The 14,570-nt window shown below is 65.3% G+C and carries 20 protein-coding genes and 2 pseudogenes; 16 read left to right on the top strand and 6 right to left on the bottom strand.

The window, feature by feature from the left end:
• The coding region (locus tag GNX96_RS28595; RefSeq protein WP_279581721.1) for a TetR/AcrR family transcriptional regulator at window positions 1-380 on the bottom strand (380 nt) is incomplete at its 3' end.
• 134 nt (window positions 381-514) lie between these two features.
• Here GNX96_RS28595 and GNX96_RS28590 point away from each other — a divergent pair.
• The 4 genes and pseudogenes from GNX96_RS28590 (at window position 515) to GNX96_RS65070 (ending at window position 2,816) form a co-directional block, all read left to right on the top strand.
• Window positions 515-1,072 carry a hypothetical protein gene (locus GNX96_RS28590; protein WP_163570907.1) on the top strand — a complete coding sequence of 186 codons (558 nt, stop codon included), beginning with the start codon at window positions 515-517 and terminating at the stop codon, window positions 1,070-1,072.
• A 259-nt stretch (window positions 1,073-1,331) separates the two neighbouring features.
• Window positions 1,332-2,123, top strand: coding sequence for an anti-sigma factor (locus tag GNX96_RS28585; RefSeq protein ID WP_163570904.1), 792 nt, complete (start codon window positions 1,332-1,334; stop codon window positions 2,121-2,123).
• 58 nt (window positions 2,124-2,181) lie between these two features.
• A pseudogene (locus tag GNX96_RS28580) lies at window positions 2,182-2,661 on the top strand (RNA polymerase sigma factor); the annotation flags it as partial.
• Window positions 2,595-2,816, top strand: coding sequence for a sigma factor-like helix-turn-helix DNA-binding protein (locus GNX96_RS65070; protein WP_390624164.1), 222 nt, complete (start codon window positions 2,595-2,597; stop codon window positions 2,814-2,816). The pseudogene GNX96_RS28580 and the gene GNX96_RS65070, both read left to right, overlap by 67 nt.
• A 60-nt stretch (window positions 2,817-2,876) precedes the next feature.
• On the opposite strand, the gene GNX96_RS28575 is transcribed toward GNX96_RS65070, so the two are convergent.
• Window positions 2,877-3,614: an anti-sigma factor gene (locus tag GNX96_RS28575; protein ID WP_163570898.1), complete on the bottom strand. Its 738-nt coding sequence runs from the start codon at window positions 3,612-3,614 to the stop codon at window positions 2,877-2,879.
• The gene (locus tag GNX96_RS28570) at window positions 3,611-4,171 is read right to left on the bottom strand and encodes a sigma-70 family RNA polymerase sigma factor (protein ID WP_279581720.1); all 561 of its coding nucleotides are present in this window, start codon (window positions 4,169-4,171) and stop codon (window positions 3,611-3,613) included. The genes GNX96_RS28575 and GNX96_RS28570 overlap by 4 nt, the downstream gene beginning before the upstream one ends.
• Window positions 4,172-4,673: 502 nt before the next feature.
• On the opposite strand from GNX96_RS28570, the gene GNX96_RS28565 reads away from it, so the two are divergent.
• The 7 genes and pseudogenes from GNX96_RS28565 to GNX96_RS55870 all read left to right on the top strand — a co-directional run bounded on the left by GNX96_RS28565 (window position 4,674) and on the right by GNX96_RS55870 (window position 7,487).
• Entirely contained in the window at window positions 4,674-5,315 is a 642-nt protein-coding gene (locus tag GNX96_RS28565) for a fasciclin domain-containing protein (protein ID WP_313885809.1), read from the top strand.
• Window positions 5,316-5,636: 321 nt separating this feature from the next.
• Entirely contained in the window at window positions 5,637-5,975 is a 339-nt protein-coding gene (locus GNX96_RS55890; protein WP_279581719.1) for a ferritin-like domain-containing protein, read from the top strand.
• 85 nt (window positions 5,976-6,060) lie between these two features.
• On the top strand, window positions 6,061-6,159 hold the full coding sequence (locus tag GNX96_RS55885) for a hypothetical protein (protein WP_279581727.1): 99 nt from the start codon (window positions 6,061-6,063) through the stop codon (window positions 6,157-6,159).
• Window positions 6,156-6,293, top strand: a pseudogene (locus GNX96_RS65065) (ferritin-like domain-containing protein); the annotation flags it as partial. The gene GNX96_RS55885 and the pseudogene GNX96_RS65065, both read left to right, overlap by 4 nt.
• Before the next feature lie 72 nt (window positions 6,294-6,365).
• Window positions 6,366-6,521, top strand: a complete 156-nt coding sequence (locus GNX96_RS55880; protein ID WP_279581718.1) for a hypothetical protein — start codon at window positions 6,366-6,368, stop codon at window positions 6,519-6,521.
• A 256-nt stretch (window positions 6,522-6,777) separates the two neighbouring features.
• Window positions 6,778-6,972, top strand: coding sequence for a hypothetical protein (locus GNX96_RS55875; RefSeq protein ID WP_279581717.1), 195 nt, complete (start codon window positions 6,778-6,780; stop codon window positions 6,970-6,972).
• Window positions 6,969-7,487 (top strand): ABC transporter transmembrane domain-containing protein, encoded by a 519-nt coding sequence (locus GNX96_RS55870; RefSeq protein ID WP_279581716.1) that lies wholly within the window; start codon window positions 6,969-6,971, stop codon window positions 7,485-7,487. Before GNX96_RS55875 ends, GNX96_RS55870 begins: the two co-directional genes overlap by 4 nt.
• Here GNX96_RS55870 and GNX96_RS55865 read toward each other — a convergent pair.
• Window positions 7,459-7,821, bottom strand: a complete 363-nt coding sequence (locus GNX96_RS55865; RefSeq protein ID WP_279581730.1) for a hypothetical protein — start codon at window positions 7,819-7,821, stop codon at window positions 7,459-7,461. The genes GNX96_RS55870 and GNX96_RS55865 overlap by 29 nt on opposite strands.
• Between GNX96_RS55865 and GNX96_RS55860 the strand changes: the two genes are divergently transcribed.
• Window positions 7,753-8,649: an ABC transporter ATP-binding protein gene (locus GNX96_RS55860; RefSeq protein WP_313885810.1), complete on the top strand. Its 897-nt coding sequence runs from the start codon at window positions 7,753-7,755 to the stop codon at window positions 8,647-8,649. The two genes, GNX96_RS55865 and GNX96_RS55860, sit on opposite strands and share 69 nt — an antisense overlap.
• Window positions 8,650-8,981: 332 nt before the next feature.
• Here the strand turns inward: GNX96_RS55860 and GNX96_RS28550 are convergent, their stop codons facing one another.
• A complete protein-coding gene (locus GNX96_RS28550) occupies window positions 8,982-9,791 on the bottom strand; it encodes an SAM-dependent methyltransferase (RefSeq protein WP_163570894.1) in 810 nt (269 codons plus the stop codon).
• A 98-nt stretch (window positions 9,792-9,889) separates the two neighbouring features.
• The gene (locus GNX96_RS28545; RefSeq protein WP_279581715.1) at window positions 9,890-10,681 is read right to left on the bottom strand and encodes an MFS transporter; all 792 of its coding nucleotides are present in this window, start codon (window positions 10,679-10,681) and stop codon (window positions 9,890-9,892) included.
• A gap of 1,033 nt (window positions 10,682-11,714) precedes the next feature.
• On the opposite strand from GNX96_RS28545, the gene GNX96_RS55855 reads away from it, so the two are divergent.
• From GNX96_RS55855 to GNX96_RS55850, 4 genes are all read left to right on the top strand, one after another.
• Window positions 11,715-12,191: a hypothetical protein gene (locus GNX96_RS55855; RefSeq protein WP_279581714.1), complete on the top strand. Its 477-nt coding sequence runs from the start codon at window positions 11,715-11,717 to the stop codon at window positions 12,189-12,191.
• Window positions 12,152-13,054, top strand: a complete 903-nt coding sequence (locus GNX96_RS28540) for a GGDEF domain-containing protein (RefSeq protein WP_279581713.1) — start codon at window positions 12,152-12,154, stop codon at window positions 13,052-13,054. Before GNX96_RS55855 ends, GNX96_RS28540 begins: the two co-directional genes overlap by 40 nt.
• Window positions 13,055-13,191: 137 nt before the next feature.
• Window positions 13,192-14,022 (top strand): hypothetical protein, encoded by an 831-nt coding sequence (locus tag GNX96_RS28535; protein ID WP_279581712.1) that lies wholly within the window; start codon window positions 13,192-13,194, stop codon window positions 14,020-14,022.
• Entirely contained in the window at window positions 14,019-14,435 is a 417-nt protein-coding gene (locus GNX96_RS55850; RefSeq protein ID WP_279581711.1) for a hypothetical protein, read from the top strand. The genes GNX96_RS28535 and GNX96_RS55850 overlap by 4 nt, the downstream gene beginning before the upstream one ends.
• Window positions 14,436-14,570: the final 135 nt, after the last annotated feature.

Raw genomic sequence — 14,570 nt, 5'->3', positions numbered from 1 at the left:
TCGCGATGTTCCAGGACCGTACGGTGCACCGGGTCGCGATCGGAGTATTCGGCGGCCGCGTTGAGGAAGGCGCACCCGCGGAAGTCCTTCCGCCGGATGTCCGCGGCGATGTCGGCGGTGATCCCGCGAACCGCGTCCTCGGCCGACTCGCTGCTCGCCAGGGTTGCCGCGAAGCGGTCGCGCAGCGCGCGGTCGGCCGCGCCGAGGTAGGAGATGACAAGGTCTTCCTTGCTCGGGAAGTGCCGGTAAAACGTGGCCCGAGTCGTGTCCGCTTCGGTGATGATCCGGTCGACCGGAACCGAGTGCAGACCTTCGGCGTAGAAGATCCGACTCGCCGTCCCCAGCAGCCGCGACCGCGCCTCGGACGGTCGACTGCCCACACCTCGCTGCACACCCCGACGCTACCAGATAGAACGTTCATTCTTGACAAACGCCGAACCGTCCTGCGAACATGCGAAGAGGCTACAAGACAGAACGTTCTATCTATAGTTAGCTGGCCTCGAAGGAGCCCCTCATGAGTACCGCTGCCACTCCCGTCGCCGTCGGATCCGCTCCGGCACTGCGGCGCCTGTACTTCGTCCGGTTTGCGTTCGCCGTCGTCTGGGCGGCGCTGATCGTCGTCACAGGGAGCCAGTTCGGGCCGGCTGCCGCCGCACTCGTCCTGCTCTACCCTCTCTTCGACGTAGCCTCCGCCATCGTCGATGTCCGGGCATCGAAGTCGTCGTCCTCACGCTGGGGGCTCTACCTGAACATTGCCGTCAGCCTCCTGACCACCGCCGGACTCGGCGTCGCCGTCACCTCCGGAATCCCCGCGATCCTGCGCGTCTGGGGTGTCTGGGCCGTCGTCGCTGGCCTGATCCAGCTCGTCGTCGGAATCAACCGGCGAGCGCTGGGCGGCCAGTGGCCGATGATGCTCAGCGGCGGCATCTCCGTGATTGCCGGCACCAGCTTCTTGTTCATGGCGGCGGGGCCGGATCCCTCGCTCCTCAATGTGGCCGGCTACGCCACGCTCGGCGGCATCTTCTTCCTCGTATCGGCGCTGCGCCTGGGCCGCAGCATCTCGGAGCACTGAGGTCGACGTGTTCCTTGATGTCGCCCGTGTTCTGGGTACGCCGAACGGCGAGTTCTGTGCTGATTCAGGACTAGCGTCGCCTTGACTTAACGTGTTCGTACGATCGGGCCGATTGGTTCTTTCTTTTGGCTTAGTTTTCGATCGGGAAGCCCGCAAATCCAGACCGTGCCGGCGTACGAACGACAGGCATGAAAGTAAGCCGAGCGACGGTCTCACGCTCTCATCATCGTGACGGGTTGCCGGCCGATCGAGTTTTCCGGTGAACCCGGCCGAAGACGACCCCTGGCACCTGGATTTCGAACTGCTGGCACCGGGATGGGCGCTGAACGCGTTGGAACCCCTTGAGGAGGTCCTGTACGCGGAGCACTTGTTTCGTTGTCCAGCTTGCCAACACGGGGTCGGAAGACTGATCAGCACGCTTGGTTTGCTCACGCTGGAAGGCGAATTCGTGGACGGCGTGCCGGCGGAACTGGGGGATCGGATTCGACTGGCGGTCGCCGCCGACGACCTGGCGCACTCCCAGCGCAAGGCCGTACCCATTGAGGTTGGTCCGCTACCGGCGAAGGAATTCGTCGGAATTCGGAGAAAACGACGTCCGAGATATCGGTTGTTGGCCGCTGCCATGGCGCTAGTCGTGGTGGTGGCCGGCGGGGCATACGGCTTGGAAAGCCGATATGTCGCACGGGCCGCCGCTGAGCAGCGGCTCGTACGGGAACTGGAACAGCCACGGTCGCGGCTCGCCACCTTGGCCACCCCCGTCGGGAAACCGGTCGGCTATCTGGTGGCCAGTGGTGGCACGGTCGAATTCATCGCGGACGGGCTGGCCTCGAGTCCAGCCGGGCAGCGGTATTGGGCTTGGGCGGTCAGTGGGACCGTGGCGCGGCCGCTGGCCGGGTTTTCCACCGATGACGCGGGTCCGGCTCTGCATCCACTGGCGGTCCGGTTTTCCACGATCTCGGCGGCCGTTACCTTCGCGATCAGTTTGGAGCCGGCGACCACCACACCGATCCGTCCCACTCAAGTGGTAGCCAGCGGACCCAGCCAGGCATAGCGCTCGCCCTTACTCGGCCGGGGCTTTACGGCTTTGTGCTGCTCTGGAACGGAAGGTGATGGTGGATGCGGACAGCAGGACCAACCCCATCACCGGGTTCACGGTCATGACAGATCCCGATTTCGACGACGTTGACCTGTTGAAGCGAATCTCGAGGGGAGATCACCAGGCTTTCCGACGATTTTTCCTGCGCCACTACCGGTTCTGCATTCAGTACGCGTACCGGATTGTCCAGGATCCGGCCGGCGCCGAAGACGTGGTGCAGGATGTCTTTCTTTCGGTGTGGACCGGGGCGGCCCGGTTCCAGGCCAGCCGGGCTCGCGCGGTCACCTGGCTGCGAACGATCGTGCACCACCGGGCGGTCGACCACATTCGGCGGGCAGCCAAGGAAAAGTCGACTGGTGTGGGTTCGCTGCAGGATCTCGCGGCCAGCGCCACCGGCGTCGCCGCGTCGAACCCGTTTCAGGAAGTGTGGACCGCGGATGCCGTACTGAGCGCGTTGCAGGCGGTGAACGAGCTGCCGCGGCGACAGCACGAGCTGATCGTGCTGCTGCCTACTTTCGCGGCTACACCCAGTCCCAGATCGCCGAGGCCACTGGGATTCCGTTGGGTACGGTCAAAACTCGTACGATCGCGGCGCTTCGCTCGTTACGGATCTCGCTTAGCCACTTGAATGACCGGGAAATGCGCTAGTGGGTGGTGAGGCCGCTAGCGATCACCACGCTCGGCCGAGCCGGAATGCTTTGTCCCGACTCAAGACTCACGGCGAAAGCGGTCGCCTTGCCCACCTGCTTGCCACCCACCAACAGATCGACAGGGCGGGGCACCGCACCGGCCGGAGACGCTGAAGCTGCCCAGTGGCCGGGGTGCTGTGTTCGCACCCCACACGCCCCACAGCCAATATCGCGTACGCGCGGAGTCGTTGGCGGCGACGCCGTCCGTCACCACTTCCAGATCCGCGCCGCTGGTGACGACGTACGCGACTCGGTGCCCGTCCGATGTGGACAATGCGGTCGACTGGCTGCCGGGTGCCAGCAGCTGGTGGATCAGATGCTGCTGTTGGACGGTGGCGTGGCTATCGCTGGTTTGCGAGCCGCGCAGCACCACGTTCCAGCCGCCGAGCGCGACCACGATCACAGCGGCGGCCGCGGTGACCATCCAGGGCACCGATCGCACTGTTGGACGCCTTGATCGGTCCTTCCGGCTTACGCTCAAAATCAGCGGCCGTACTGAACCTGCCTCGTAATGTGCCGCTGCCGCCCGAATCCGATCGCCCAGCGTCGCCGGCGGTTCGTCGGAGGGCAGCTCGAAAGCGAGATCTCCCAGTGTGTCAACAAGTTCGTCGACCGTACGTTGGCAACCCTCGCAACTGTCCAGATGCGGCTGGAAAAGCTGCTCGTCGCTGACATCGAGGCCGTGCAGCGCCCAGCCCGCCGCGAGTTCCTCGAACCGTTGATGAGATCGGGCGTCGGTGAGGTCGAGCTCGCTCACAGCGCACCTCCTTCTGGTGCCAGACCCGCGCCGAGCACCACCCGGAGCCGGCGCATGCCGGCCAACATCCTGGTTTTCACGGTGCCCAGCGCAGTGTTGGTCAAGGTCGCGACCTCGCGTTGGGTGTAGCCGCCGAAATACGCCAGCACCAAAGCATCTCGCTGGGGGCTGGGTAATTGGCTGAGAGCGCCTCTGACCCGCTCGCCGATGACTGTCGTCCAGACCCGGTCGTACACCGCCTGGGACACGCCGTTGGCGTTTTGTTCCACCAGAAACTCCTGGGTGGCCAGGCTACGCCGGCGCCGCAGCGACTCTTCCCGGCGGACCGCGTCCACCGCCTTGTGGTGGGTCACCGAAAGCAGCCAGGACGCGAAACCGCCGCGCGCCCGGTGATAACTGTCGGGATCTTTCCACAGCGCCAGGAAAACGTCCTGGACCACGTCCTGGGCGAACCCTTCGTCGCCGGTGATCCGGCGGGCCAGACTGTACGCCGGTTTGCCGTAACGCTCGTACAAAGTGTCCAGCGCGGACGTGTTCCGCTCGGCCACCTGAGCCATCAGCTCGGCGTCGCTGGTCTCACCTGGTTCCGCTGTCCGACGGCCCGACGCCCTGCTGGCGCCTGACGATGTCTGACCGACCATGGGACTCCTCGTCATGCCATTCGTTCGTCACCGAACCCGATCCGGATTCCCGGTACGGCTAACCGCTCGCGATGATCTCGACAGTGGGGTGAGATGTGATCGTACGTGCCCATCCGAAAATCCGCCGCGCACGTATACCTGTCGTGGTTTTCGCAGGTCAGCACGGGGGAAAGAGAAATTCGTGGCAACCGGCAAACCAAAATGACAAGTGCTACGAACACTTCACGTGGCGGTTCTCGACCGACGGTTGGAGAGTCAGTCGAAAAATTTCGACGAGGGGCAATCCAATCCGCCAGACGCCCCGAACGTTGCTCAGAATCGCCGCAACAAAACAGCACAAACCCGTTTGACCGCCCGGACACCGGTCCTGGCGCGGAAGATTACCGGCAGGGCCGGTTACCAGAAAGGAAGTTCCACCGTGAACCCGTGGAACACCAAGAAACTGACTCGGGTCGGCATGGTCGTGGTCGCCGGCGCGCTCGCCGTGGGCATGAGTGCCTGCAGTGGCAGCACCACTGCCTCCTCGAACAATTCTTCGGCGCCGGCCGCGCCAGCCACCTCCGCGGCCGCGGCCGCCCCGGTCGGGGAGAACTTCGGCTCGGGCTGTGCGTCCGTGCCCAAGACCGGTGCCGGCAGCTTCCAGGGCATGTCGGGCGCCTCGGTCGCCAACGCCGCGAGCGCCAACCCGGTGCTTTCCACGCTGGTCGCAGCGGTTAAGCAGGCCGGTCTGGTGGACACTCTGAACAGCCTCCCGGCGGCCACCGTTTTCGCGCCCCCAAACGCAGCTTTCGCCAAGATCCCGGCGGACCAGTTGAAAAAGGTGCTCGCGGACAAGGCGACGCTCACCAAAATCCTTACCTACCACGTGGTGGCCGGTAAGAAGCTCACCCCGGAGCAGGTCATCGGCACCCAGACCACCGTCGAAAAGGGCACCCTGACCGTCGCTGGCAGCGGTGAGGACCTGACCGTCAACGGCAACGCGAAAATCGTCTGCGGCAACGTGCAGACCGCCAACGCCACCGTCTACATCGTCGACACTGTCCTGATGCCGCCGGCGTAAGGTAGCGGTCTGTCTGTGATTTGGCACGGCGGCTCCGGCGCCCAGAAGCCGTCTGGCCGCACCGGGGGACCGCCCCCATACGACCAGGTATGAGGGCGATCCCCCGGCACACCCAGCCGGCTCCTGGATCACCGGATCCACCATCCCAAATCACAGACAGACCACTAGCAACCCCAAGGCCGGATCAGCCCAAGCGGGCTGGTCGGGCTTTTTGTGACCGGACGGGGATGCGAAAAAGAAATCTGAACCGGGGCAGGAGTGATCGCGAACACATAGCTGCGGGAACCCTCGCGACTCAGCAGCTCGAGAAAGGTCCATCCAGTGTTCGGAAAAACCTTCGTTCGCGACCTCATCAGCCGCAGCGCTGAAAGCGGCCCAGATCGTCGTAAGTTCCTGGCCGCCGCTGGCGCCGCCGGCCTCGGCTCGGCTTGGTGGGTACGGGTGCGCTGGCGACCGCTCTCGCGCCGACGGCGAACGCCGCCATCGCGCCGGCCGCCAAGAAAAAGGCGGCCTCCGCCGCCGCGATCAGTGACTGACTCGGCGATCCTGAACTTCGCGCTGAACCTGGAATACCTGGAGGCGGAGTTCTATTCGTACGCAGTCCACGGCTACGGACTCGCGGACAGCCTCACCACCGGCACCGGCGCCCGGGCGGCGTGACCGGCGGTCGCGCGGTGCCGTTTCTGTCCCGTACGGTACGGTACGCCAGTTCGCCCAGGAAATCGCCGGCGACGAATTGGCGCACGTGAAATTCCTGCGTACGGCCTTGGGCGGTGCAGCGGTGTCCCGGCCGGCGATCGACATCAAGAACAGTTTCACCGCGGCTGCCCGCGCGCGGGTCTGATCGGGTCGCACCAGACGTTCGACCCTTACCAGAACGAGAACAATTTCCTGCTCGCCGCCTTCATCTTCGAAGACGTCGGCGTCACCGCGTACAAAGGCGCGGCCCCGCTGGTCAGCAACAAAACCTACCTGGAAGCCGCTGCCGGGATTCTCGCCGTCGAGGCCTACCATGCCGCCACTATCCGCAGCACGCTCTTCCAGCGCGACTTGTGCAGCGCTGCCAACAAGATCTCGGACGCCCGGGACAGCCTCGACGGCTCGACCGACGACGACCAGGGCATCACCGCCAAGGGCAACGCGCGAACATCGTTCCCACCGACAGTAACGGTGTCGCGTATTCCCGGTCCGCGGACCGGGTGCTGAACGTCGTTTATCTCACCCCGAAAACGGCCACCGCCGGCGGCTTCTTTCCCAACGGCGTCAACGGCGCTATCAACACCAGCGGCGGCTGATCGAGCAGCCATACCAGCCCCATGTCCGCAACGCCCCGATGCGCGCGCCCGCCGCAAGCAACGGGCGTTGCGGACATCGCGCACTGACATTCGCCGGACAAGGCCAAGCCGAGGGTTCGTACCGAACGTCAGGTAAGTCCGGTGCACGGCGCGATCCGCGCATGCCGGTGAGTACGGAGGGGCTGGAGGCGATGATCGTGGCGGGTGCCGATCCCGAGGCCGGCGTACCAGCCGACCGGCCATGGCGGGCGTTGCTGGGGTATACCAAAGGCCTTCGCCGGGTGCTGGTCTTGGGTGGAACGCTCAGCCTGGTCGGCGGCGCCGCCGGGTTGGCGCAGCCGCTCGCGGCGGCGCCGCGGTGATCGACTCGCTCGGCGAGCACCGGTCCGTCTGGACCGCGGTCGTGCTGCTCACCGGCCTGGTGATGGGCGCGGGAGTGATCTCCGCACTGGGCTACTACCTGCTTGAACGTACGGCCGAGTCGGTCGTGTTGGCGGCCCGCCGGCAGCTGGTGGGCAGGATTCTGCGGCTGCGGATGCGCGAGGTGGACGAATTCGCCCCGGGCGACCTGATGTCCAGGGTCACCGCCGACACCACCCTGCTCCGCCAGGTGACCACCCAGTCGCTGGTCCAGCTGGCGACGAATTCGCTGATGCTGGTCGGCACGATTGTTCTTATGGCAGTGGTTGACCTGCCGTTGCTGGGCGTCACGGCCGCGGTCGTCGCGGTCATCGGGGTCATCGCCGCGGTCATGATGCCGCGCATCCGGCAGGCCACCCTGCGCGCGCAGGAAGCGGTCGGGGCGATGGGATCGGCGCTGGAGCGGGTGCTGGGCGCCTTTCGTACGGTCAAGGGCCGCCGGCGCCGAGACACATGAGTACGACGCGATCGACACCACCGCGCGGGCCGCCTGGAAACAGGGCGTACTGGAAGCGAAATGGCAGGCCATCGCGGGCACGTCCACCGGACTTTCGCTGCAGGTCGCCTTTCTGGCCGTACTCGGGGTGGGCGGTGCCCGGGTCGCCTCCGGCGGGCTGCGCGTCGCCGAACTCATTGCTTTCCTGCTTTATCTTTTCTACCTTGCCGAACCGCTCAGCGAGTTGGTCCAGGCGATTTCCCAACTGCAGGTCGGCGCGGCCGCGGTGGCCCGCATCCAGCAGGTGGACCGGCTGCCGATCGAGCCCGCCGAGCAGCGCGCGTGGCGCCAGCACCCGGCCCGCTCAGCCGGGTCCGGCCGCGATCAGGTTCGACCGAGTGTGGTTTGGTTACCAGGAAACCGATCCCGCGGTGCACCGCAATCTGAGTTTCCAGGTACCCGCCGGAAGCACGGCCGCGTTCGTCGGCCCGTCGGCGCCGGCAAGTCGACCATTTTTGCGCTGTTGGAAAGATTCTTCGAACCGAACTCGGGCAAGATCGAGGTCGGTGGCCGGGCTATCGACGACTGGAAACTGCGCAGACTGCGGGCCATGATCAGCTATGTCGAGCAGGATGCCCCAGTGCTTTCCGGCTCGCTGCTGGACAATCTCTTGCTCGCCGACCAAAGCGCGAGCCAGGAACAGGTCGATGACGCGGTCCGGCGGGCCCGGCTGACTTCGCTGGTGGAACGGCTGCCGGCCGGGCTGGACACGATGGTCGGCCATCGCGGCACCCGGCTGTCCGGCGGCGAGCGTCAGCGAGTCGCCATCGCCCGCGCTTTCCTTCGGCGGCCCAGAATTCTGCTGATGGATGAGGCGACCGCCAACCTGGACGCCATCAACGAACGTTTTCTGATCGAGGCCATTGACAACCTGCGCGAAACCACGACGGTGCTGACCATCGCGCACCGCCTGTCCACCGTGGTCGCCGCGGACCAGATCATCGTGGTGAACAACGGCACAGTGGACGCCGCCGGCACGCATCAGGATCTGCTCGCGAGCAGCGAGCTCTATCGTACGCTGGCGCAAACCCAGCTGCTGACCGCGGAATCGCTGGCCGGTAGTGGACCTCAACAGACAAAGCAAAACAATGAACCGGGACCGCATCCGCACCGAATGCTTTAGGTAAGGAAGTTCAAAGCCAGCGAAACTTCTCTGTCAGCTGGCGGATTTATTGAAAGGAGGTGGAGAAACATGAGCAGCAACAACGAGCGTCGGCGCTGTCGCGCGAGGCAGCATTTTCGGCTTCCTCGATGTCGTCCTGTCCATCCGGGGTGGTTTTGGCGGCCGATACGGCCGGCGGTAGACAACACCTGCGAAATGAGCTCCCGCGCCACTTCTCGGCGCTGGAGCTCATTTCCGTACGCGACGAGAATCATTTTTCATTTCCTGGTAACCAAAAGCCGGATCAGCCCGAGCGGGGCTGGTCCGGCTTCTCGTGACCTTGGGCCGACAGTTCAGGGCTTTCGGGCGACGCCGCCCAGGACCATGCCGTAAATGGTCGGTTCGCTGCCGGTCAGCGGGCCGCCAGGCCACCACCTGTGCAGCTGGACCAGGCCCGGCTCGACGAATTCCAGACCGTCGAAGAGCGTGACGATTTCCTCGTACGGCCGGAAATGGGTGGTCGCGTTAGTGGTCCGGTATGCCTCTTCGATCGCCGTGGTCATCCGGTCCAGCTCGCTGTCGTCATGCGGGTTGTGCACGTGGGTCAGCGCCACATACGACCCGGACGGGAGGTAGCCGAGGTAGCGCGCCATCAACGACTGTTGGTCGCTGAGCTTGTCGATGTGGTGCAGGGTGGAGCCCTGGATCATCCCGATCGGGCGGTCCAGGTCCAGAAACCCGCGGATCTTGTCGTGCGCGAACAGCTCGTCTGGTTTGCGCAGGTCAGCGGCGGCGAAGACGGTACGGTCGTTGTCCTCAAGCAGGGCCCGCCCGTGTGCCACCACCGTTGGGTCGTTGTCGACGTACACGACCAGCGCGTCCGGGTTGGCGCGTTGGGCCACCTCGTGGGTGTTGTCCATGGTGGGCAGGCCCGATCCGCAGTCCAGGAACTGGTCGACGCCGGCCGACTCCGCCAGCCAGCGGACCACCTTGCGTGACCAGTCCCGGTGCAGCCGGGCGACCGTTGGCATGTGCGGGTCGATGGCGATCATCTTGTTGAAGACGGCCCGGTCGACCTCGAAGTGGTCCTTGCCGCCGAGCGCGTAGTCGTACACCCGCGCGATGCTGGGAACGGTGGTGTCAATTTTCGGTTCGGCGCCCACGGATCCGCTGCTCCCCTCGTGTCCTTCGTACGCCGCAGCGTACGAAGGTCCAAACGTACCGCCCACGCCGGCGCACCGTGAAGTCCAGCTGGCTCCAGCTAACGGTTCTTGGCGACTCGGTGCCAGCCGATGGCGATGGGAATGGCGACCAATGCGCCGACCAGGCCGGCGAGTGCGACGGTGGGTGCCGGCCCGAGGCGGTCGGCGAGTACGCCCGCGCCCAGGGCGCCGAGTCCTTGAGCGGTGATGAGGCCGGAGGACAACAGCCCGGCTCCCTGGGCGCGTTGTGCGTCCGGGAGCCGGCGCATGAACGAGGCCGTGCCCTGGATGTTGTACGCGGTGGCCAGCATGCCGGACATCGCGAACAACGCCATCGAGATGAGCAGCGAGGGTTTCAGCACGCACAGAATCAGTGGGATTCCAGCGAATATCCCCAAAACGCCGATTACCCGAATCTGCAGGTGTTCGGGGACCCACTTCCCGAAGATGATGCCGCCGATCACGCTGCCGACCGGGTCGCTGGCCATGATCAACCCGACCGCCACGGCCCCCGCTCGCAGGCTCGAGGCGTACGGCGCGGCCAGTGCTTCGGGCGTCACGTAGAAGCCGGCCAGCCAGCACAACGCGATCAGCGCGCGCAGTCCCGGATCGCCGAACACCACTCGTGCGCCGACGACCGTCGATGCCAGGAACGGCCGGCGTCCGGTCGCGGTCTGCGGGCTGGCGGCCGTACGCCGGCGTACTCCGCGCCGAAGCAGCGCGGCGGACAGCAAGAACGTGACCGCGTCCAACCCCAACCCGACGGACGGGTTGATCGCGGCCACCAGCAGGCCGCCGCCGGCGAATCCGACCAGCTGCGCCGACTGGCTGGTGATGTTCCGGATCGCCATCCCGACCGTGTACGTCGGGGCCGCTTAGTACGTCTGGAAGCAACGCCTGTTGCGCGGCTTTGAAGGGGCCGTTGAGCAGCGTCACGACTGTGACGAGCGCACATAAGGACCACAGCGGCAGGCCTGGGATGGCCATCGCACCGACCAGCGCCGCGCGCGCCCAGGTCGACGACCACCATCACCTCGCGACGCGGGTACCGGTCGCCGAGGCCGGACAGCAGGATCCCGCCCACCAATGCGGGTACGAAGGTCAGGGCATACGTCAGCCCGGTCAGGAAGGCCGAACTGGTCCGTTGGAAGACCAGCACGGACAGCGCGACCCGGGCCAGTTGGTCGCCGCCGACCGACAACAGCTCGGCCGTCCACATCGCCCGGAACTCGGCGATCGCGAAGACGGCCGCAAAAACGCACTCGTTCGCCAGTCTGCGCCATCGATATCCCCGCTCAGCCGACGACTCAATGTAGTTGGCCGTGTGCCGAATGTCACCCTCTTGGGGAGAATAAGCGCGATAAGGCGTGGGAAAACCTGTCGACGTACGAATCATGCGTGAGCTGATCGGCTCGATCGCGGCCGATCAGCCGCGAATGTGACGTGGTGGGTGAGTGATGGGCTCAGGTGTCGCGGTTGCGCATGACGTCGATCTCCTTTGTGGCTGTTGGTGACGTACGAGGCAGGAGTGACTGAGACGATGGCCTCACGTGTCGCGGTTGCGCATGACGGCGGCCTTTCTGTGTGTGTTTGGTGGGACGAATGAGGCTCAGGTGTCGCGGTTGCGCATGGCTGCGGCCCTCCTTCATGGCTGTTTGACGGCGTACCAGGGATGGCTCAGGTGTCCCGGTTTCGCATGATGACGGCCCTCCTCTGCGGCTGCGTGTGTCGGCTGGGACAGGTGGGGCTCACGTGTCGCGGTTGCGCATGACAACAACCCCCTCCAGGGCGGTTTGGGGGCGAAGTACGAGGTTCGTCCTTGGCCCCGGCGATTTTCGGGTGGACACTGGTGGGCGACATACCAGGGGTGGCGTTGTTATGAGTATGGATGACGTGACAGTCGGCGGCGGTGCCGTTGCGCTGCCCGTTGACACCGCCGCGGTGGTACGAGCCACGACCCGGGCGATGATATCGCCGCATCGGTGGACGTTGTGGACGCAACGGCCGCGGCTGATCGCGTACTGCCTGCTGGTTGAGGTCGTCGCAATCGCGGCCACGGTGTTTCTCGTCGGTAGGACGCACCTCCAGCTGACCGACGCGGTGGTGCTCGCCGGGCTGGCCGGGATGGGGATCGCGCAGGCCGAGCTGGGCCGGCAGGTGGAGCGGCTGCGCCGGCTGGTGAACGCGACTCCGCACATCAACATGACCTCGGTGTGGACCTTCGCCGCTGTCCTCCTGCTGCCGCCGGCCCTGGTCGCACTGCTGGTCGCCGTGCTTTATACCCACCTCGCCGTACGCGCAGCTGGTATCGGCTGCGCAGAGTGCCAGCTTTCCGGACGATTTTCAACGCGTCCCTGGTGATCCTGACCTGTTACAGCGCCGCGTCGGTGCTGGCGTACGCCGGCGTCACCGGCATGCATGCCGCGCTGACCGCACAATGGCAGGGCGTCGCCGCGATTGGCGGCGCGGCCATCGTCTATTTCGTGGTCGGCGCACTGGTCGCCCTCCCCGGCCTGACGATTACCCAGCCGTCAGTTAAGGAGTTCTTTGGCGGTTGGGCGGACAACCTGCTCGAAATCGCCACCCTGTGCCTGGGCATGTTGACCGCGCTCGCGTTGGCCACCCTGCCGGCGCTCGCTTTGATAGTCGTGCCACCGATGTTGTTGCTGCATCGCGGAGTTCTCGCCAAACAGCTGGAAATCGCGGCCACCACCGACGACAAGACGGGCCTTTTCAACACCACCGCCTGGCGGCACATCGCGACCCAGGAGCTGGCCCGGGCCCAACGGCACGCCCAGGCCAGCTTCGGCATCCTGATGATCGACCTCGATCATTTCAAGCAGGTCAACGACACTCATGGGCACCTGGCCGGCGACCAGGTGCTCAAAGGTGTCGCCACCGCCATCAGCAACGCTGTCCGGGTCTATGACTCGGTTGGCCGCTTCGGCGGCGAGGAGTTCGTCGTACTTCTCCCGGACATCCCCGAAACCACGGTGCTCGCGGTCGCCGAAAGGGTCCGCGAATCGGTCGCCGACCTCGCGGTCACCGTACTGTCCGACGACGACACCGCGGTGATCAACAATCTTTCGGTCTCTATCGGCGTCGCCACCTACCCGCATGCGGGCACGGGCGTGGACCGCCTCCTGCAGGCCGCCGACAAAGCCATGTACTCCGCCAAAACCGCCGGCCGAAACCAGGTCGTCAGCGTCACAGCTACCGCCTAGCGGTGGGCGCGGGACTCTCGCGACTGGCGCCCAGGGCTATTAGCGAACTCACTAACAGTCGCGAATGTAACGGAACGGCTCACAAAACGGGCCGTTTCGTTACATTCGCGGGTGAATTCCTACTGCGGAGGGCCGTCATGCGGGTGATCTGCGGTGTCCTGGTTTGCGTTGTCCTGGCCGCGGTAGTGGCCGTGCCCAGCGCGGCGAGTGCCGCGTACGCCGACCCGCTGACCACGACGACCAAGCAGAGCCTCGACTGGCATGCCACCCCAGCCGCCGCGCTGACCGCGCTCGACAACGCGTTGCCCAACGTCAGCGCCAACACGGTGGCGCACGACGGCGACTACTCCATGACGGGTTGTACGAGCACCGAGAAGGCCGCGCTGCCGATCGCGCCGGCCGCGACCACCTCGATGTGCTGGGACTCGGACCGGGCCGGCAGTGCGGCCTGGTCGCCACAGGGAATCACCACGTCGGGTGACGCGGACGCGGACGGGAGGTGGGGAGCGGACAAGATCATCCTGTCCGGCTGGCATGGCACCGACGCGCTGGGTCGATACAACGACGCCCGGATCATGGTCGTCAACTATGACAATCCCGCCGCGCCGACATTCCGGATGGTTTACCTGGCCGTACCCAACAGCACTGGCAGCACTTTTATCGCAGCCAAGGCACACATGGGCGGGATGGTTTGGTACGGCGATAAAATCTACGTCACGGCGGTTGGCGACACGTCCACCGCGATCCGGGTTTTCAGTACGACGCATATTCTGCAGATGACCGACAGTTCCAGCGCGATCGGCAAAACATCCGGCGGTTATGCCGCGTACGGCTACAAATACGCGATGATGCAGGTCGGCTATTACACGTACGCGGGTGGCACTTGTGACATGGCGTCGGACTCGGGTGTGCCGTGTTTTTTTCGTCCATCTCACTGGATCGCAGCACGTCACCGGACAGCTTGGTGACCACCGAATACTTCTCCGATCAGAGTCTCTACGGTCGCCTTTATCGCTATAACATGGGCACCGACTATTTGCTGGCCGCGACTTCTGGGACTGTGCCGGCGCAGGACGCGTACCGGAGCCACGTCGGCAACATGCAAGGCGTGCTGGCCCACGGTGGCACCTGGTATGTGGCGCACAGCTCGGCCACCCAGCCCGGCCAGCTCTGGGCGCAGACCACCGCCGCCAGCAAGTCGGCCACCTGTGGTGCCACTTCGACGACGGTGTGTTGGGCGATGCATCCGGAGGCGCTCACCTACGACTGGGCCACCGGCCTGGTCTGGTCCCAGTCCGAGTGGTCGCCTTCGGACTGCACTGCCGCCGCGCAGACGTGCGGCCGCACTCTCTACGCCGTTCCGCTCACTTCTCTGCCATAAACAGCCGCGCTGGCAAACCCGTACAGATCTTCCTCTAGTGTCCTGCGCCCGAAGTTCGCTACTTTCTCCGGCGCCCAGACGGCGTCTGAGAGCACCGGAGAATCGCCCACATACCACCAGTATGAGGACGATCCT

This window comes from Fodinicola feengrottensis (assembly GCF_010993775.1).
GTDB classification, from domain to species: Bacteria; Actinomycetota; Actinomycetes; order Mycobacteriales; family HKI-0501; genus Fodinicola; species Fodinicola feengrottensis.
This window is presented reverse-complemented; position numbering and strand designations above follow the sequence as displayed.